At 67.7% G+C, this 18664-nt stretch carries 17 protein-coding genes; 11 read left to right on the top strand and 6 right to left on the bottom strand.

The window, feature by feature from the left end:
• Positions 1-2 precede the first annotated feature (2 nt).
• On the bottom strand, positions 3-1277 hold the full coding sequence (locus tag DTA22_RS28975) for an ROK family transcriptional regulator (protein ID WP_037237877.1): 1275 nt from the start codon (positions 1275-1277) through the stop codon (positions 3-5).
• 483 nt (positions 1278-1760) lie between these two features.
• Here DTA22_RS28975 and DTA22_RS28970 point away from each other — a divergent pair, with 483 nt between their 5' ends.
• The 4 genes from DTA22_RS28970 to DTA22_RS28955 all read left to right on the top strand — a co-directional run bounded on the left by DTA22_RS28970 (position 1761) and on the right by DTA22_RS28955 (position 7456).
• Complete coding sequence (locus tag DTA22_RS28970; RefSeq protein WP_112301754.1) at positions 1761-4196, top strand: penicillin acylase family protein; 2436 nt, start codon at positions 1761-1763, stop codon at positions 4194-4196.
• An 84-nt stretch (positions 4197-4280) separates the two neighbouring features.
• Entirely contained in the window at positions 4281-5579 is a 1299-nt protein-coding gene (locus DTA22_RS28965; RefSeq protein WP_112301753.1) for an MFS transporter, read from the top strand.
• Between the two features lie 173 nt (positions 5580-5752).
• Positions 5753-6700, top strand: a complete 948-nt coding sequence (locus tag DTA22_RS28960; RefSeq protein ID WP_112301752.1) for a TauD/TfdA dioxygenase family protein — start codon at positions 5753-5755, stop codon at positions 6698-6700.
• 9 nt (positions 6701-6709) lie between these two features.
• On the top strand, positions 6710-7456 hold the full coding sequence (locus DTA22_RS28955; RefSeq protein WP_037237881.1) for an SDR family NAD(P)-dependent oxidoreductase: 747 nt from the start codon (positions 6710-6712) through the stop codon (positions 7454-7456).
• 348 nt (positions 7457-7804) lie between these two features.
• On the opposite strand, the gene DTA22_RS28950 is transcribed toward DTA22_RS28955, so the two are convergent.
• Together DTA22_RS28950 and DTA22_RS28945 are read right to left on the bottom strand one after the other, a co-directional pair.
• Positions 7805-8989 (bottom strand): L,D-transpeptidase, encoded by a 1185-nt coding sequence (locus tag DTA22_RS28950; RefSeq protein ID WP_112301751.1) that lies wholly within the window; start codon positions 8987-8989, stop codon positions 7805-7807.
• A gap of 32 nt (positions 8990-9021) precedes the next feature.
• Positions 9022-10113: a UDP-N-acetylmuramate dehydrogenase gene (locus DTA22_RS28945; RefSeq protein WP_112301750.1), complete on the bottom strand. Its 1092-nt coding sequence runs from the start codon at positions 10111-10113 to the stop codon at positions 9022-9024.
• Between the two features lie 26 nt (positions 10114-10139).
• On the opposite strand from DTA22_RS28945, the gene DTA22_RS28940 reads away from it, so the two are divergent.
• The 4 genes from DTA22_RS28940 to DTA22_RS28925 all read left to right on the top strand — a co-directional run bounded on the left by DTA22_RS28940 (position 10140) and on the right by DTA22_RS28925 (position 13893).
• Entirely contained in the window at positions 10140-10637 is a 498-nt protein-coding gene (locus DTA22_RS28940; RefSeq protein WP_112301749.1) for a DUF2505 domain-containing protein, read from the top strand.
• A gap of 51 nt (positions 10638-10688) precedes the next feature.
• Positions 10689-11189: a DUF2505 domain-containing protein gene (locus DTA22_RS28935; RefSeq protein ID WP_005560412.1), complete on the top strand. Its 501-nt coding sequence runs from the start codon at positions 10689-10691 to the stop codon at positions 11187-11189.
• A 21-nt stretch (positions 11190-11210) separates the two neighbouring features.
• Positions 11211-12008, top strand: a complete 798-nt coding sequence (locus tag DTA22_RS28930) for a hypothetical protein (RefSeq protein WP_037237886.1) — start codon at positions 11211-11213, stop codon at positions 12006-12008.
• A 337-nt stretch (positions 12009-12345) separates the two neighbouring features.
• Positions 12346-13893 carry a TROVE domain-containing protein gene (locus DTA22_RS28925; protein WP_112301910.1) on the top strand — a complete coding sequence of 516 codons (1548 nt, stop codon included), beginning with the start codon at positions 12346-12348 and terminating at the stop codon, positions 13891-13893.
• Between the two features lie 18 nt (positions 13894-13911).
• Here DTA22_RS28925 and DTA22_RS28920 read toward each other — a convergent pair whose 3' ends face one another.
• Complete coding sequence (locus DTA22_RS28920; RefSeq protein WP_037237890.1) at positions 13912-14529, bottom strand: type IV toxin-antitoxin system AbiEi family antitoxin domain-containing protein; 618 nt, start codon at positions 14527-14529, stop codon at positions 13912-13914.
• Positions 14530-14642: 113 nt separating this feature from the next.
• Between DTA22_RS28920 and DTA22_RS28915 the strand changes: the two genes are divergently transcribed.
• Positions 14643-15410 (top strand): LmeA family phospholipid-binding protein, encoded by a 768-nt coding sequence (locus DTA22_RS28915; RefSeq protein ID WP_037237892.1) that lies wholly within the window; start codon positions 14643-14645, stop codon positions 15408-15410.
• A 12-nt stretch (positions 15411-15422) separates the two neighbouring features.
• Here the strand turns inward: DTA22_RS28915 and deoC are convergent, their stop codons facing one another.
• Positions 15423-16088, bottom strand: a complete 666-nt coding sequence (gene deoC, locus DTA22_RS28910; protein ID WP_112301748.1) for a deoxyribose-phosphate aldolase — start codon at positions 16086-16088, stop codon at positions 15423-15425.
• 57 nt (positions 16089-16145) lie between these two features.
• Between deoC and DTA22_RS28905 the strand changes: the two genes are divergently transcribed.
• Together DTA22_RS28905 and purU are read left to right on the top strand one after the other, a co-directional pair.
• On the top strand, positions 16146-16979 hold the full coding sequence (locus DTA22_RS28905; protein WP_112301747.1) for a class I SAM-dependent methyltransferase: 834 nt from the start codon (positions 16146-16148) through the stop codon (positions 16977-16979).
• Positions 16980-16992: 13 nt separating this feature from the next.
• Positions 16993-17877 carry a formyltetrahydrofolate deformylase gene (purU, locus tag DTA22_RS28900; protein ID WP_009474774.1) on the top strand — a complete coding sequence of 295 codons (885 nt, stop codon included), beginning with the start codon at positions 16993-16995 and terminating at the stop codon, positions 17875-17877.
• On the opposite strand, the gene DTA22_RS28895 is transcribed toward purU, so the two are convergent.
• A complete protein-coding gene (locus DTA22_RS28895) occupies positions 17870-18562 on the bottom strand; it encodes a GntR family transcriptional regulator (protein WP_037237897.1) in 693 nt (230 codons plus the stop codon). The genes purU and DTA22_RS28895 overlap by 8 nt on opposite strands.
• Positions 18563-18664 lie beyond the last annotated feature (102 nt).

The raw sequence follows: 18664 nt of genomic DNA, 5'->3' as shown, positions 1-18664 counted from the left end.
CGTTAGTTCGATGTCCGGCGCATCGCTCCGACCGGATCGGAGTAGATCGTGCTCAGCGACACGACCGTCGAGGCGTACTCCTGCACCCGGTTGCCGAAGCCGGAAATGCGAATGTCCCTGCGCTCCAGCGACGACGCCTGCGCGAAGGCCTCCGCGACGTGCGGGATACCTGCCGGGTACTCGGTGAACGCCTGACCTCCGAGGATCACCCGGTCCGGGTTGAACAGGTCCCGCAGCATGGCCACCGTCTTCCCGAGCACCTGAGCGCGTTCCACCAGAAGCTCGTGCGCGGGAACGGAACCCGAGGACGCGGCCTTGTAGAGGGCGCTCATCGTCGGCCGCTGGTTGGACTCCGGGAGGATGCCCGCATCGAGGGCGGCGGAGATGACCGCGCGATCGCTGATCGTCGCCTCGAGGCACCCGCGTGAACCGCACGAGCACTGCGCCGACGAGCCGGTCGGCAGGTGCGCGATGGAACCGGGACCGCTCGACGGCGTGTGGACGCGGCCGTCGATCGTGATCGCGATGCCTGCGGTCTCGCGGGCGTAGAAGTACAGGCCCGTTTCGCCTTGCGCGACACCGTCTTCGCTGTCCGGGCTCAGCAGCAGTTCGGACGCGGCCATCGCCTCGACGTGCGCCGCGACGGAGACGGGCAACCCGAGTCCGGTCGCGATGATGGCACCGACCTGGGCGGACTTCCATCCCAGCCGGGGATGGTCGACGACACCGGTCTGCGGATCGACACGACCGCCGAGGGCGACACCCGCCCACAGCGGGCGACGCCGGTGCCAGCGGGAGGCGAAGGCCCGCGCGCTGCGTGCGATGCCGGCGAGTGCGTCGGCGGATGCTCCCTGCGGGGTGGGTACCTCGACCGCGCCGAGGACCTTCCCGCGCAGGTCGCTGGCGATGATGCTGGTCACGACCGCGCCGATGTGGATGCCCACCGTCAGGTAGGGCTCGTGGTTGACCTCGAACGGAACGCGCGGACGGCCGATGGCGCCGGACGGCGTGAGGTCGCCGCGTTCGCGCAGCAGCCCGAGGTCGAGAAGCGCCGACACCTGACGGTTGACGGTGGCGATGCTCAGGCCGGTCGCTTTCGCGGCGACATCCCTGGACAGCGGCCCGCGAGACCGGGCCACCCGCAGAACACCGGCGGCCGGGCCGTCGCTGATCCGCAGCTCGGGGGGAACGATGTGGAGACGGGGACGGGACACGGGCCGCTGGAATCGAGATGCGGAGCCGGTCCGGGTGGGGCTGGAAAGAGTGGGGGTAGACACGTGGCAGTCCTTGCAAGCGGAGGCGGTGCGCACCTTCGTCCGAACGCTGCATCCGTCCCATCGGAGAGTGGGGACGACCGAGGACGATCGATCAGGAGAAGACTGCGCGAATTAGCTGCAGATGCTGAGACAGCGACAACACAGTTCCCGCGCCAAGGGCAGCCGCGAGCCCAGCGCGGAAGTCACATAGGTGACCCGCGGAGCGGTCGACTGGCCTGAAGACATGACACGAAACTAGCAGCTTCGGTCGGTTTCACCAATCGGAGGGCGCGTCGGCGTGTAGCTCCGCGCCGCGCCACTTCCGCAGTTCCCGCCATTGCGAGGCGCCGCCTGCGGCGCACATCGGAGAGCATCACCACTCTTGACGGCAATCGTGTTTCACGACACAATACGCCGGGATACCAACCGAACGTACGGTTATAGGAGCGAGATGTATCGATGTGATCGACACCGGTCTGCCACCGACCGGAACCGAGGCTGTCGATGAAGACGACGAAGGCGCTGCTCGCCCTGGGCGTCGGACTCAGCGTGCTGCTGACGGCCTGCTCGGCCACCGGAACGCAGGACTCCCCCGGAACCGGGATCACGGTGAAGAGGGACGGCTACGGAATCCCCCACGTGTACGCCGACACCACGCGCGCGCTGTACTCCGGATACGGCTACTCGGTCGCCGAGGATCGGCTGTTCCAGATGGAGATGGCCAAGCGGTCGTCGATCGGCACGGCGGCCGAGGTGCTCGGACCCGACTACGTCGAAATCGACAAGACGGCGCGCAACAGCATCGATCCACAGTCGATCAAGGATCAGCTGGCCCGACTCCCGCAGACTGAACGCGACATCTTCGAGGGCTACGCCGAGGGGTTCAACAAGCGGATCGACGAGGTCGGCGCAGATCCGGCACACCTGATGCCGAAGCAGTTCCTGGACGGCGACTTCCGGCCCGAGCACTGGACCGGGTACGACGTGGCCATGGTCTGGGTGCAGACCATGGCCAACAGGTTCTCCCAGTCGAGCAGCGAACTCGCGAACCTCCAGGTCCTGAAGAGCCTGCAGGCGAAGAACGGCGACGAGAAGGGCAGGCAGCTCTTCGACCAGCTGATCTGGGCCGAGGAAGATCCCGGCGCCCCGACGACGGTCCCCCGCGACGAGTCGACTTCGCCCGACGACGGGCCGCACGCGATGTCACAGGAAGCGGGGCTCTCCGACGTCACGCAGGCTCTGCCCGACGCGAATCTGACCCGGATGAAGAACGCCGGCGGAGGCGAATGGCCGCACATGAAACCCGAGGCCAGCAACCTCTGGATGGTCGGCGCCGACAAGACCGCCGACGGCACATCCATTCTGATGAACGGACCGCAGTTCGGCTGGTTCAACCCGTCCTACGTGTACGGCGTCGGTTTGCACGGCGCCGGCCTCGACGTTGCGGGAAACACCCCCTATGCCGTCCCGACCGTTCTGTTCGGCACCAATAAGACGATCTCGTGGGGAGCGACCGCCGGGCCGCTCGACGTCAACGACGTCTATCAGGAAGTGCTCGACCCCTCGAACGAGCACGCGTACCGGTACGACGGCGAATACCGCCCGATGGAGGTGCGGAACGAGACGATCGAGGTGCGGGGCGGACCGGACGTCGCGTACCCCGTCTACTCGACGGTGCACGGCCGCGTCACCAGTTTCGACACCCCGAACGGCAGTGCCTACTCCCTGAAGGAGAGCTGGGCGGGATACGAGATCCAGTCGCTGGTCGCCTGGATCGACATCATGAAGGCCACGAGCTGGGACGAGTTCCTCGAGCAGGCGAAGAAGGTGGCCATCACCATCAACTGGTACTACGCCGACAACCAGGGAAACATCGGGTACGTCTCCCCCGGTCGACTGCCGGTCCGCCCTGCCGACCAGGACCTTCGACTTCCGGCGATCGGTGACGGCAGCATGGAGTGGGAGGGCATCCGCCCCTTCGAGGAGAACCCGCAGTCGTACAACCCCGAGCAGGGCTATCTGGCCAACTGGAACAATCAATCCGCGGCCGGCGCACTCGCCGACGGCTACAACTGGTCCCCCGTCGACCGCGTGCGAGCGATCACCACTCGCCTCGAGGCCAAGGACAAGTTCACCCCCGGCGAGATCTGGGACATCAACCGGCAGGCGTCGTTCGCCGACCTCAACGTCGACTATCTGCTGCCGTACCTGGCGCAGGCCACCGAGCAACTGCCCGGCAGCGACCCTGTCGCCGCGGGCGTGAACATGCTCCGCGACTGGGACGGACAGGCCACCGACGACAACGCGGACGGCGTGTACGACGACCCGCAACCGGCGATCATGCGCACGTGGCTGCCGATCCTGTTCGACACGGTGATCCGGGACGACCTGCCGGAAGACGTGTACGCCTCGTACTCGGGCAAGGTGTACCCCGCCGCGGGCACCGCGCGTCCCGCCGAGGCGACGAAACTCGTCTACAACGCCCTGCGCGGCGACGAGTCCGGAGTTCCACAGACCACCGACTTCTTCAACGGAGCGGACCGGATGTCCGTCCTCCGTTCGACGTTCGGCCAGGCGATGGACCGGCTGCGCACCGAGCAGGGCCCCGACCCCGCCGGCTGGAAGATGCCGGTCGCCGCGAATCGGTTCGACTACAAGAACTACCTGGGCGTCCCCCAGGCCGGTAGCGACGAGGTGCTGTCCCTGTCGCCGTACATGAACCGTGGTACCCAGAACGACCGCATCGTGCTCGGCGACGGCATCGCCGACCTCTGCACCGTCGGGCCGCCCGGCCAGAGCGGGTTCATCGCACCGGACGGCACGCGTTCACGGCACTACAGCGACCAGATGGACATGTACCGGAACTTCCAGTGCAAGACCGACCACCTGACCGAACAGTCGGTCGACGCGAACAAGTCCAGCGAGGTGACGCAGAACTAGTGGGCTCGGCAGTTCGGTAGGCATCCCGTCATCACCCCGCCGGGGCGGCACGTCCGCCGCCCCGGCGCCCTCGAAGGAATCGACATGACCTCCACCCAGACCTCCGTGACACCGCAGGCGCCCGTCCGGCCGCTGAAGGTGGCCGGCGCCAGTCTCATCGGGACCGCCATCGAGTGGTACGACTACTTCATCTACGGCATGGCCGCGGCAATCGTGTTCGGCCCGTTGTTCTTCCCGTCCTTCTCGTCCATCGCGGGCACACTGGCCGCGTTCGCGACGTTCTCCGTCGGCTTCATCGCCCGGCCGATCGGCGGCGTCGTGATGGGCCACTTCGGTGACCGCATCGGACGCAAGTCCATGCTCGTCCTGTCCCTGATGCTGATGGGCGGCGCGACCGTCGGCATCGGACTGCTCCCCACCTACGCCACCATCGGCGTGTGGGCGCCGATCCTGCTGGTCACCCTGCGTTTCGTGCAGGGAATCGGCGTCGGCGGGGAATGGGGCGGCGCAGTGCTGATGGCGGTGGAGCACGCACCCGCCAACAGGAAGGGCTTCTACGGGAGCTTCCCGCAGATGGGTGTGCCCGGGGGCCTGATCCTGGCGAATCTCGTGTTCCTGGGGGTGTCGACGAGCCTCAGCGAGGAAGCGTTCCTGTCCTGGGGCTGGCGGGTGCCGTTCCTGGCCAGCGCGGTGATGGTGCTGATGGGTCTCGTCATCCGGTTCACCATCACCGAGAGCCCCGACTTCGAGAAGGTCAAGAGCACCCACCGCGACCAACGACTGCCGATCGTCACCGTCCTGCGGGAGAACCTGCGCGAAGTACTTCTGGCCGCAGGCGCGTTCATCGGCATCAACACCGTCGGCTACATCTTCATGGCGTACCTGCTGTCCTATTCGACGAAGGTCCTCGGCATGAGCAAGACGCTCGTGCTCGTCTTCACACTGATCGCCTCGTTCGTGTGGCTGATCGTCATCCCCGTCGCGTCGATCCTGTCCGACCGGTACGGCCGGCGGCGACTCCTCGTCACGGGCTCGGTGGGGCTGACCGTCTGGGCGGCCGCACTGTTCCCGCTGATCGACCTCGGGAACCCCGCGGTGACGATGCTCGCCCTCCTCGGCACGGCCGTGTTCATGGGCATCGTCTACGGACCGATCGCAGCACTGTTCACCGAACTGTTCAGCGCCGAGGTCCGGTACAGCGGTGCGTCGCTCGGCTACCAGATCGGCTCGGTCCTCGGCGGCGGCCTGGCCCCGACCGTGGCCGCCGCGCTGTACGCAAACTGGGGTTCGTCGGCACCGATCAGCCTGTACCTCACCGCGGTCACACTGCTCAGCCTGCTCTGCGTCATCGCGATCACACGGAAGGTTCGCGCCGCCGCGTAGCGCCGACACGATCGACGCTTCCGTCGCCGCCGCACCGCCTCCCGGTGCGGCGGCGACGTCGTTCCGCGCACCCGCCCGTTGCGATCAGGGTGACGTAAATCCTTCCGGCGACACACTGCCCGATGGTTCGGTTACGGGACTCCACACCGTCTCCGGTATCCGAAAGGCTCACCATGTCCATCGATTTCGCGCCCGAGCACGTGACCGACGCCGAGGGTTCCCAGAACACTGCGAGCGTCGTCAAGCTCGGCGCCCACATCGGCGCCCGGATCGACGGCGTCCGGCTCGGCGGCAACCTCGACCCCGCCACCGTGTCGCTCATCCGCCAGGCCCTGCTCGAGCACAAGGTGATCTTCCTCCGTGGCCAGGAACACCTGACCGACGACTCGCAGTACGAGTTCGCGGAGCTTCTCGGCTCCCCCACCACGGCGCATCCGACCGTCACGTCGCGCGGCACCAAGGTGCTGCCCATCGACTCCGACTACGGCAAGGCCAACAGCTGGCACACCGACGTCACGTTCGTCGATCGCATCCCGAAGGCGTCGATCCTGCGCGCCGTGCAACTCCCCACGTACGGCGGATCCACCACCTGGGCGTCGGGTGTCGCCGCCTACAACGCGCTGCCCGAACCGCTGAAAGTCCTCGCCGACAACCTGTGGGCGACGCACACCAACGTCTACGACTACGCGGCGACCAGCGCGGAACGCGCGCAGGACGAGAAGGCGAAGGAGTACCGCGCCGAATTCCAGTCCACCTACTTCGAGACGGAGCACCCGGTGGTGCGGGTGCACCCCGAGACCGGTGAGCGCACACTGCTGCTCGGTCACTTCGTCAAGAGCCTGGTCGGTCTGAGCAGCACCCAGTCGCAGGCACTCTTCCGGGTTCTGCAGGATCACGCGATCTCGCTCGAGTTCACGACCCGGTGGAACTGGCAGTCGGGCGACGTCGCGATCTGGGACAACCGTGCCACTCAGCACTACGCCGTCGCCGACTACGACGACCAGTACCGGCGACTCAACCGCATCACCCTGGCCGGCGACGTCCCCGTCGACATCCGGGGCGAGCGCAGCCGCAGCGTCGCCGGCGACGCGAGTGGCTACTCCGTCATCGACGAGCCCTAACATGTCGGCATGACCTTTTCACCTGACACCCGCATCGCCGTCGTCACCGGGGCGAGCTCCGGAATCGGAGAAGCCACCGCCCGCACCCTGGCCGCGCAGGGATTTCATGTGGTCATCGGGGCCCGGCGACTGGATCGTCTGGAGAAGATCGCCGAAGACATCGGCGGTACCGCACTCGAACTCGACGTCACGGACCAGGATTCCGTGGACGCGTTCAGTGCGGTACTGCCGAGGGTCGACGTGCTCGTGAACAATGCGGGCGGCGCCAAGGGACTGGCCACCGTCGCCGAGGCCGATCTCGACGACTGGCGGTGGATGTGGGAGACCAACGTCCTGGGGACCCTTCGGATCACCAAGGCGCTGCTGCCGAAGTTGATCGAGTCGGGTGACGGTCTGGTCGTCACCATCACGTCGCTGGCCGCGCTCGAGGCGTACGACAACGGTTCCGGATACACGACCGCCAAGCACGCGGAGGGCGTCCTGCACCGCACGCTGCGCGGAGAACTGCTCGGCAAGCCGGTCCGTCTCACCGAAATCGCGCCTGGCGCGGTGGAAACCGAGTTCTCGCTGGTGCGATTCGAAGGCGACCAGGAGCGTGCCGACAAGGTCTACGAGGGAATCACCCCGCTCGTCGCCGCGGATGTTGCGGACGTCGTCGGGTTCGTCGCGTCGCGACCCTCCCATGTGAACATCGACCAGATCGTCGTCAAGCCACGAGATCAGGCTTCGTCCGGGCGTTTTCACCGCACGACGTAGACGCGTTCGCGGCGGTCCGCCGGTCCTGGTGTTCGAGCACCAGGACCACGGTCCACAGTCCCGCCACGATCGTCACGACCCCCAGCAACATCCATCCCATCCCACAGCCCCCTGCCGATCAACGACTTTCGACCGAAACGGACTGTCGGGGTCGTCCGTCGACCCCTCGACAGCGGACGACTCCCCACAGTTGTGTGAACCGAGAACACGCCGCCATTGACGCGTCCTCATTCAGGTAGACGCGGCGGCCCCGGTTTCGGTTCCACCGGGTGCGAAAAAAAGTTCGTCGACCGGGTCAGGCACCGCACGTGAGTGGCAATGGGTGCCCGGGCACCCATTGCCACTCACCTATGCGAGGGCGGAGAGAGACTGCCATTCGGGCCAGCTGACGGCCCAGTCGTAGATGTCGCCGTCGGCGGCCGAGAGGTCGATGGACGTTCCGGTCACCTCGACGGGATCGCCGTACATCGCGGTGCCGAAGTACTGCTGGGCGTCCTCGAGGGACAGGTTGATGCAGCCGTTGGTGACGTTCGACGAACCCTGGACGCCGATGGTCTCGGGGTTCGCGTGGATGAACTCACCGTTGTTGGAGATGCGGACCGCCCAGCGCTCGCGCACGTTCTCGTAGAACGGCGGGTTGGACATGAGGAAGTCCTCGTGCTTCTCGGTCACCATGTGGATGCCGCTGCGGGTGACGTTGCGGGCCTCGTTGCCTTCGCCGTAGCTGACGGGGATGTCCATGATGGTCTCGCCGCCGCGCACCACCTGCATGCGGTGGCTCGGCGCGTTCGCGATCACGATCTGGCTGCGCCCGACGGTGAAGTTCAGCGACAGGTCCTCCGCGCCGAACGCTCCGTCGCCGAAGTCCAGTCCGTACAGCTTGGCGTCGAGGCTCACGGTGGTGCCGGGCGCCCAGTAGTTCTGCGGGCGCCAGTGTGCGCGCGACCCGTTGTCGTCGGGCAGCCACGCCCACGAGCCGGGTGTGGGCGGGTTGGTCGTGACGGTCATCGCCTTCTCGACCGCCGCCTTGTCCTCGATCGACTCGTGGAACTGGACGATGATCGGGGCAGCGATCCCCACTTCCTGACCGTCGCCGATGTTGAGGGTGGCGCCGATCGTCTCGTCGGGCTCGACCGTGGTGAAGCTGCCGTCGACGGCGACGGACTTGCCGTCCGTGCCGAGCGCCGTGCCCTTCCACGTGTACGTGGCGCCGTAGCCCAGCGCCTCCCCGACGGTGAACGTGGTCCGGTCGGGTGACAGCACACCCTGCACGGCACGCCCCTCGGCGTTGACGAGGGAGATGTCGGTGAATGTGCCCTGCGACGCGGTCGCGGAGATCGGCGCCACCGGATTGACGTCCTCGGTGCCCGACGCCGGATTCTGGGTGACCTCGACCGCAGGCTCGGGCGGCGCGGTGGCGGTTCCCGACTCGGTGCCGACCGTGCATCCGGTCAGCAGAACGAGAAACGCGATCAGCGCCGTCGCGATCAGCGCGACGCGCGACCGACTTGTCCGAGAACCCAGTTCATGCACAGCTAACAGGTTACCTGCGCTACGGACCTGTCTCAGATCGCGCAGCCCACCGTCACGGGTTCGGGTTCGAGCCGGACACCGAACGCCGACTGGACGCCGTCCCGGACATCGCGAGCCAATGCCAGCAGGTCTTCGCTCTTCGCGGCACCTCGATTGGTCAACGCGAGCGTGTGCTTGGTCGACAGCCGCGCGACTGCGTTCTCGCCGGGATACCCCTTCGAGAAGCCGGCCCGCTCGATCAGCCACCCCGCAGACAACTTTGTTCCACCGTCGGCCGGGTACTGCGGAACGACGGCGTCGCCGAGGCGGGTCTCGATCGCGGCGAGGACACCCGCCAACTCGCCGTCGGGCACGACGGGGTTGGTGAAGAAGGAGCCCGCGCTCCAGGTGTCGTAATCCTCGGGATCGAGCACCATGCCCTTGCCCCGCCGCAGGTCCAGCACGGCGTCGCGGACCTGCGCCGACGGCAACCGGTCGCCCTCGGCACCGTTCAGCGCCGCGACCAGTTCGCGGTAGCGCAGCGGCTCGCCGAGCCCGTCGGGATGCACGGTCAGTTCCACGGCCAGCACCAGGGCCGCATCGGAATGCTTGAGGACGCTCGTGCGGTAACCGAGACCGAGAGCCTCGGGTTCGACCCAGCGCGACTCACCGGTGCGTCGATCGAGGAGGTGGACCCGCCGCAGCATCGACCCCACCTCGACGCCGTACGCGCCGACGTTCTGCACCGGGGTGGCCCCGGTGGAGCCGGGAATCCCCGACAGGCATTCGAGCCCGCCCAGCTCGGCGGCGACGGTCTGCGCGACCACCTGGTCCCACTCGGCGCCTGCCTCGGCAGTGACGAATCCCTCCTCCAGACCGACGGTGGTGTTGCACACACGCACGACCACACCGTCGAATCCGTCGTCCCCGACCACCAGATTGGAGCCGCCGGCGAGGATCAGCGTCGGGATGTGCGCGGCGTCGAGCAGCCGCACCACGTCGACGAGGACCTGCGTGGTCGGACACTCCGCCACGATCCGCGCCGGCCCGCCCACGCGCAGCGTGGTCATCCCCGACAGTTCGAGGTTCTCGGACACGAAGGCGCCCGAATCGACGAGTTGACTGACAATGCTCACGTCCCACACAACCGCAAACGGTAGCCTCACGGATCGTGAGTCGCCGCATCGAGCATTCGTCGTCCTATGCGTTTCCCGTCGCCCAGGTCCATGCGGGCCTGATCACCGAGCAGTACTGGCGCGACCGTCTCGACCGGGTCGGAGGACCGGGGGCAACCCTGGAAGAGGTCACGACCGGCCCGGGCACCATCTCGGTGGCCATGTCGCAGTCGATTCCCGCCGAGCACCTGCCCAGCATCGTCTCGAAGGTCCGGTCGGGCGATCTCGTGATCAAGCGCACGGAGACGTGGGGCACGCTCGACCGCGATCACGCCGAGGGCACGTTCACGGCCGAAGTCCAGGGTGCGCCCGCGACGATCTCGGGAACCCAGACCCTGACGGCTACCGGTTCCGGGTCGAACGTGCAGGTCGAGGGCAAGGCCGACGTGAGGATCCCGCTGATCGGCGGCAAGATCGAGAGCGCGATCGCGGACGAGGTCCTGCGCCTGATCGAGAAAGAGCAGGGCTTCACGCAGCAGTGGCTCGGGGCCTGACCTGGGGCGGGTGTCCCTTGTGTTCTGTCACAGCCGGTAACCTTGGCGATCATGGCTCGCCGCATCGACTACTCAGCCCGTTACAAGCACACCCCGAAAGAGGTGTACAACGCGTTCACCAACCGTGACTACTGGGATGCGCGCATCGAGGAGATGCGGAAGTACTCCGAGAACCACATCGAGCACTTCGACGTGAACGACGACGGGATCGACATCGTCCTGCACCACATCCTGCCGCGGTCGGAACTCCCCGAGATCGCGCAGACCGTGATGAAGAAGGACATGGTCATCACGCGCAAGGAGTCGTACACGCCCTTCGGTGAGCCGACCACGGGCACGTACGAAGCGTCGATCCCCGCGGGCCCGGGCAGCCTTACGGGCACCATGAAGTTGTTCGCCACCGAGACGGGCTGCACGTTCCGTACCTCGTCCGAGGCCAAGGTGTACCTGCCGTTCATCGGCGGGAAGCTGGAGCAGCTGATGCTCGTCAATCTCATCGACCTCTTCCGCGCCGAGGCCGAGATCACCGAAACGTGGTTGTCGCAGCACTAGAAACCACCGCACGGATTTCCCATGACTTCAGCGACGCTGAAGCGGCCTCACGGTGTCATCACCCGGGGTACGACAGGCATCAATCGGCTGCGCCGCAGCGACCGCTGGCTCGTCCACGACGCGCTGGTGCGCCGGACGCTGCACGCTTCCGCCGACCCGCTCGTCGTCGACCTCGGGTACGGCGCCCGGCCGCACACCACGTTCGAGCTCGCCGACCGGCTGACGGCCGTGCGCGGCGACCGCCGGGTGGTCGGGCTCGAGATCGATCCCGAGCGTGTGGTCGAGAGCCGGAACGGAGTCAGTTTCGCCCGCGGCGGGTTCGAGCTCTCCGGACTGCGCCCCGTCCTGGTCCGTGCGTTCAACGTGCTGCGGCAGTATCCCGAGGATGCGGTCGGGCCGGCGTGGGCGCGGATGCAGTCCGGGCTCGCACCGGGTGGGCTGATCGTCGACGGCACGTGTGACGAGCTGGGCCGCCGCTGCGCGTGGGTGCTGCTGGACGCCACCCGCCCGCTGTCGCTGACGCTGGCGTGGGATCCGTTCGCCGTGGACAGGCCGTCGGACATCGCCGAACGGCTGCCCAAGGCGCTGATCCATCGCAATGTCCCGGGTGAGCCGGTCCACGCCCTCCTCGCGGCTGCGGATCGCGCGTGGGCCACCGCGGCGCCGCACGGCTCGTTCGGACCGCGGGTGCGGTGGCGGGCCGCCCTCGAACTGCTGCGCGCGCAGGGACTTCCCGTGCAACCCCAGCGCCGCCGGCTCCGCGACAACATCCTCACCGTTCCCTGGGACGTGGTCGCGCCCGGTTCCGGCACGAATTAATTCACGCGACATCCCCCGACGCGCCCCGTAGAGTCACTTCACGAAACATGTTGTGCCGGTGCGCAGGCGAGGGCTACTTCGACTGTGGATCGCGTGGTCGCCGGTTCGAATCCGGTCAGGGACGCGGGTCCCTGTAGCTCAGTGGTAGAGCGCGTCCGTGCCTCCGCCGACTCCGAACTCGGCACGACATGCGTGCGCGCCACCCGGTGCGTAGACGACGGATACTTCTCAGGTGAAGTGCGCAAGCACGCGGTTCGACTCCGCACCCCGTCGTCGCCTCGACCTCGGGTGGCGCGCACCCTCGGGCACCGACACCTCCCGGAAGGAGGAACACCCCATGAGCAAGTTCAACCTGAAGACGCTGCGCCGCAACAAGGTACAGAGCCCGATCACGTCGGAAACGCAACCGGCCGGCCGCACGTTCGAGGGCGGCAGCGGCTACGCCCGCGACGCGAAGAGCGAGTTGTTCCTCCTCGCGGTCACCAACATGGTGGGTGAGCACACGTTCTACGAGTCGGCTCCGGACCGCGACGACCGGTTCGTCGAACTCATCCACGAGGTCACGCTGTCGGACCCGGAGTGGGCCGCCCGCCTGATCGGGTGGCTGCGCCGCGACGCGCATCTGCGTTCGGCGTCGGTGGTGGCCGCAGCCGAGTTCGTCCGGGCCCGGCTGGGCGCCGGTCTGCACGGCGGCAACCGCGCCGTCATCTCCTCGGCGCTGGAGCGGGCCGACGAGCCGGGTGAGATCCTCGCCTACTGGATTGCGCGCCACGGTCGTTCGATCCCGAAGCCGGTCAAGCGCGGTGTCGCCGACGCCGCCGTCCGCCTGTACTCGGAACACTCACTGCTGAAGTGGGATTCCGATGCCAGGGACGTCCGCTTCGGCGACGTCCTCGAGCTCACCCATGCGGCACCGTCGGCGACGTGGCAGGGCGAGCTGTTCCGGCACGCGATCGATCGGCGGCAGGGACGCGAGAACCCGGTCCCCACCGGCCTGCGGATGCTCACGGAACGGGCGGCGCTGGCGGCGCTCCCGCCGGAGGATCGGCGTGCCGTCCTCCGGACCCCGGAGCGGCTGTCGGCGGCCGGCATGACGTGGGAGACGCTCGCCGGCTGGCTGCAGGGGCCGATGGATGCCGCGGCATGGCAGGCGGTGATCCCGTCCATGGGATACATGGCGCTTCTTCGCAACCTGCGGAACTTCGACGAGGCCGGGATCCCCGACCACGTCGCGGAACAGGTGGCGGCCCGGATCTCCGATCCGGGTGAGGTCGCGAAGTCGCGGCAGCTGCCGATGCGGTTCCTCGCGGCCTACCGGAACGCGCCGAGCCTGCGGTGGGGACATGCTCTCGAGCGTGCGCTCGGGGCGTCGCTGTCCGCGGTCCCGTCGCTACCCGGCCGCACCCTGGTGCTCGTCGATCGGTCCGGATCGATGTTCTACAGCCGCGTCTCGGCGCGGTCGGATCTGACGCGGGCGGACGCGGCCGCCGTGTTCGGCACCGTACTGGCGGCGCGGGCCGAGCGGGCGAACCTGGTCGAGTTCGGCACGGACAGCCGGTACGTGCCGTTCAAGCACCAGCCGGTGCTGCGGGTCGTCGACAGTTTCGGCGACCTGGGCGGCACGGACACGGCGTCGGCGGTGCGGAAGCACTACCGCGACCACCATCGCGTCGTCATCGTCACCGACGAGCAGGCGGCGTGGGGCGATCCGACCCGGCACGTCCCGGCCGACGTCCCCGTGTACACGTGGAACGTGGCGGGCTACCGCCACGGACACGGACCGACGGGGTCCGCGAACCGCCACACGTTCGGCGGACTGTCGGACGCGGGATTCTCGATGATCCCGCTCCTGGAGGGCACCCGGAACGGCGAGTGGCCGTTCTGATCCCGGAACGGTGACCGGTCAGGTGCAGGTGGCCAGTGCGTGTTCGACGCGCTGCGCCACCTGCGCCGGCAGCGAACCGCACTCCCCGTGCAGCGCTCGCGCATTCAGTCGCCCGATCGCGACGCCGTCGGCGACCACCTCGTCGAGCAGTTCCTGCGAGATGCCGCTCGCGGCGAGGTCGAGTGCCGTGCACAGCGGTGTCGTGATGCGCAGGGGGCCGACCTGCTCGCAGTCCTCCGGGCGTAGCGATCGCCGGTGCAGCGCCAACTGCTGCGTCGGCGACGGAGGTGACAGCACCGTCGAGAGGTGGATGAACCGCGGGTACAGGTGCCCGAGCCCGTGAAGTTCGGCGGCACTCTGGTGGGAGACCGCGGCAGCGGCACCGAACCAGGTGCACCACTTCGCGAACTCCTCGAGATCGGAGTGCGGACAATCCTTCAAGCGGAACAGATCTCGCTCGACCTTGACCCACGAACCGTCGGCGACGCGCTCGCCGATCTCGTCAGAGGCGAAACCGAGGCGCAGCACTTGCGCAGTGGTGAAGAAACCCGCCTGAGCCGTCGCGACGCGCGTCAGTTCTTCACCGACACCTTCGCGCTCCGGGTCACCGGGACGTGGAGCCAACCATCCGGACATTCCCCTAGATTACTGGGCAATTGTGGCACGCATCACAATTTCTGCGGATCCCGACGACACGCCTCCGACGCATTCACAGAATTTGTTCAGAGTTGTCGGGAAGAATCGCTGCAATGGCAGCCCGAACGAACTCCGCACCCCGAAGTAACCGTGTGCTCGTCATCTCCCTTGTCGTCATCGCCGCGCTCGTGGCGGTCCTCGTCGGCGGCGAACTCTACGTGCGCAACAGAGTGAAGACCTGCATGGCAGACCAGTTCGAGAGCCAACTCGGCTCGCAGGTGGACGTGGGGCTGAGCTGGAAGCCGGTCCTGCTCCAGTCGGTCGACAAGAACGTCCCGTACATCACCATCGACAGCGACGACACCAAGTTCGGCCCCGCGCAGGGAATGCAGGTGCACGCTCAGGTCAACGACATCCGGATCGAGAACACCGCGGACAGCAGCGGCACCATCGGCAGTTCCGACGCGGACATCACCTGGTCGACCGCGGGCATCCTCGCGACGCTGCAGCAGCAGGCGTTCGGTTCGCTCATCAGCGGTGTCACCGCCGATTCCAATGCCGGGACGTTGAGGTTCTCCGTCGGCCCGGCCGGGCTCGCGGATCTGACCGTCAAACCGGAGGTCGTGAACGGGACCGTCAAGGTGCAGACGGTGGGTGCGGAGATCCTCGGTTTCGGTCTTCCCACCGATCTCGTCGACGGGGTCGTCCAGACCCTGACCTCGAGCCTGCAGACCTACCCTCTGGGCATGCAGCCGACATCGCTGAAGGTCACCGACGACGCCATCGAGATCACCCTCGAAGGCGGCGCCTACACGATGCCTGCCGCCGGCACCCAGCAACAGCAGCAGGAACAGCAGAGCAGCTGCGGCCTCCTGGTCTGATCGCCCGCCGGGTCAGTCGGGCAGCCCGTCCAGGACGGCACGGGTTCCCGACAGTCCCAGCCGCGTCGCACCGGCCGCGATCATGTCGAGCGCGGCCTGCGCGGTGCGGATCCCCCCGCTCGCCTTCACACCGATCCGCCCGCCGACGGTCTGCGCCATCAGCCGCACCGCCTCCACGGTCGCTCCCCCGGCGGGATGGAACCCGGTGGACGTCTTCACGAAGTTCGCGCCGGCCCGTTCGGCGGCCCGGCATGCTTCCACGATCGCCTCGTCGCTGAGGGCGGCGGTCTCGAGGATCACCTTCAGGACGGTGTGATCGCCGACTGCCTCGCGGACGGTGAGGACGTCGGCCAGCACCGCGTTGAAATCGCCGGCGACGGCGGCACCGATGTCGATCACCATGTCGATCTCCTGCGCACCCTGATCCACGGCGAGCCGGGCCTCGGCCCCCTTGACCAGCGAGTGGTGCTTTCCCGACGGGAACCCGACCACGGCAGCGGTCACCAGACCGGGCGCCTTGACCGGCAGCATCGACGGCGACACGCAGACGGCGAGCACACCGAGGGAGCGCGCCTCGTCGATCAGCGCCTTCACGTCGTCGGTGGTGGCCTCGGGCTTGAGGAGCGTGTGGTCGACGAGGTCGGCCACCTGGGAGCGGGTCAGTGCAACGTCGGACATACCTGTGAGCTTCGCACAATGCCTTCCGGGGCTTGCGGCACGGCCTAGCATCGCCGTATGAGTGATCCGGGATCGATCTTCGACGAGGCGCGGCTGGAATTCGACCGGCTGACGACGGCCGTGTGGGCGCCGGCCGGGCAGTCACTCGTCTTCCAGCTCGGACTGCGTCCCGGCGATGCCGTCCTCGACGTGTGCTGCGGCGCAGGGTCTTCGGCGCTCCCCGCGGCCGCTGCCGTGGGACCGTCGGGACTCGTCCACGGCGTCGACCTGGCCGACGAACTCCTCGAGCAGGGGCGGCTGAAGGCATCGGAGCGCGGACTGCAGAACGTCGAGTTCGTCTGCGCGGACGCCACCACCTGGGAGCCGCCGAGCACGGTCCCGGAAGCGGGCTACGACGCGCTCGCCTGCTCGTACGGCGTGTTCTTCCTGCCCCACATGGATGCCGATTTCACCCGGCTCGCGGGCCTCGTCCGTCCCGGCGGGAAGGTCGGGATGACGGTGTGGCGGCGGGGGGCGCTGCGCGACTTCGCGGACGCATTCCACGACGCCGTGGCCCGGCATCGGGAACCCGAGCCCGAACCGGCCGGGTCGCCGTTCGATCCCCTCGAGCGCATCGACACCCCGGACGCGCTCCACCAGTGGCTGGGCGAGCTGGGCGCCCACTCGACCGAGGTACGGGAGCTGTCCAACATCATTCCCGCGACCCCGGAGTTCTCCTGGGACCTCGTCCTGGGTGGGAACTTCCGCCGCGCGCTCGCCCCGTTCGACGACCGGACGGTCGAGCAGATTCGCCTCGATCTCCTGCAGTTGCTCACCGAGCGCGCGATTCACGACGTCGACGCGAGCACCCTCGTCGGCACCGCCGTGGTGAACGGCCGGAGCGCGACCTGAAAGACTGTTGACCATGAGCGCTGCTTCGACCGAGGATCACCGGTACGTTCTTTCTCTCGGCTGCCCCGACCGCACCGGCATCGTCGCCCGGATCTCGACGTTCCTCGCCGAGGTAGGCGGCTGGATCGTCGAGGCGGCGTACCACGCGGACGCCGACACCGGCTGGTTCTTCACTCGTCAGGCTGTCCGTGCGTCTTCGGTCGACATGTCGATCGAGGAACTCAGGGAGCGATTCGCGGCCGTCGCCGCCGAACTCGGACCCGAGACCGAGTGGACGGTATCCGACACCGGTGAGCGCAAGCGGGTGGTGCTGCTGGTGAGCAAGGAGGCACACTGCCTCCACGACCTGCTCGGCCGCGCGGCCGGCGGCGAGTTGCCCGCCGACATCTGCGCGGTGATCGGCAACCACCGCGACCTCGAGACCGTCACGCGGCAGCACGGCATCGACTTCCATCACGTCCCGTTCCCGAAGGACCCCGCCGAACGCGGGCCCGCGTTCGAGCAGGTGCGCGAACTGGTCGACGCCCACGACCCCGATGCCGTCGTGCTGGCGCGTTTCATGCAGGTGCTGCCGTCGGAACTGTGCGAGCACTGGGCCGGCCGGGCGATCAACATCCACCACAGCTTCCTGCCGTCCTTCGTCGGCGCCCGCCCGTACCACCAGGCCTTCGCCCGCGGTGTGAAGCTGATCGGCGCCACCTGCCACTACGTGACGGCCGAACTGGACGCGGGTCCCATCATCGAGCAGGACGTGATCCGCGTCGACCACGCCGACGAGGTCGCGGACATGGTCCGGCAGGGTCGAGACATCGAGAAGCTCGTGCTGTCCCGCGGCCTGCGCTGGCATCTCGAGGACCGCGTCCTCGTGCACGGTCGTAAGACGGTGGTGTTCAGCTAGTTTCGTCGTCCCGCAACTGGGACGGCAGCAATGCCATCACTTCCGGGACGGGCCGGAGGTGGGCGGTGAGGATCTCCAGCGCCTTGTCTGCGTCGACGGCGTCGAGTGCGGCGACGAGCGCCCGGTGCTGGGCGTTGATGGTGCCGAGCCGCTGGGGTCCGACGTTCAGCGCGCGGACGGCGACGCGCTGCTGCCGTGATCGCAGCGAATCGTAGAGTTCGGTCAGCACCGAATTCTGCGCGGCGCTGACCATGGTCAGGTGGAATTCGCGGTCGAGGCCGGACACCGCGAACCAGTCCTGCTCGCGTCCCGCGGCTTCCATCGGCTCGATCAGATCGACCATGTGCGCGGGTGCGCCGACTCCCCGCGCGCACAGGGTGGACACCGCGTGGCCCTCGATCAGCAGCCGGGTCTGGTAGACCTCTTCGAGTTCGCGGGCGGTGACCGTGCGCACCTGCGCACCCTTGCGCGGAAGCAGCGTGATGAACCGTTCGGCGGCAAGGCGGTGAAACGCTTCGCGCACCGGAGTGCGTGACACTCCCATCGTCCCCGAGACCCAGAGTTCGTCGAGGAATCGGCCGCCTTCGATGGACCCGCGGATGATCTCGTCCCGCAACCAGACGTAGACCCGATCTCGTGCCGGTCCGGATTCACCGGTGGGCCCGGCGAGCGTCGATGCCGACATCGCGATCCCTTCGTCAGACGGCCCATCGGATTGACGGACTCGTAACAAATTGATCATACAAGCTATGGACACACCAAGGATCCTCTGTGTATACATGAAGTA

The organism is Rhodococcus wratislaviensis, from assembly GCF_900455735.1.
GTDB lineage: Bacteria > Actinomycetota > Actinomycetes > Mycobacteriales > Mycobacteriaceae > Rhodococcus_F > Rhodococcus_F wratislaviensis.
The sequence above is the reverse complement of the archived record's forward strand: the minus strand, read 5'-3'. Positions and strand labels throughout refer to the sequence as shown.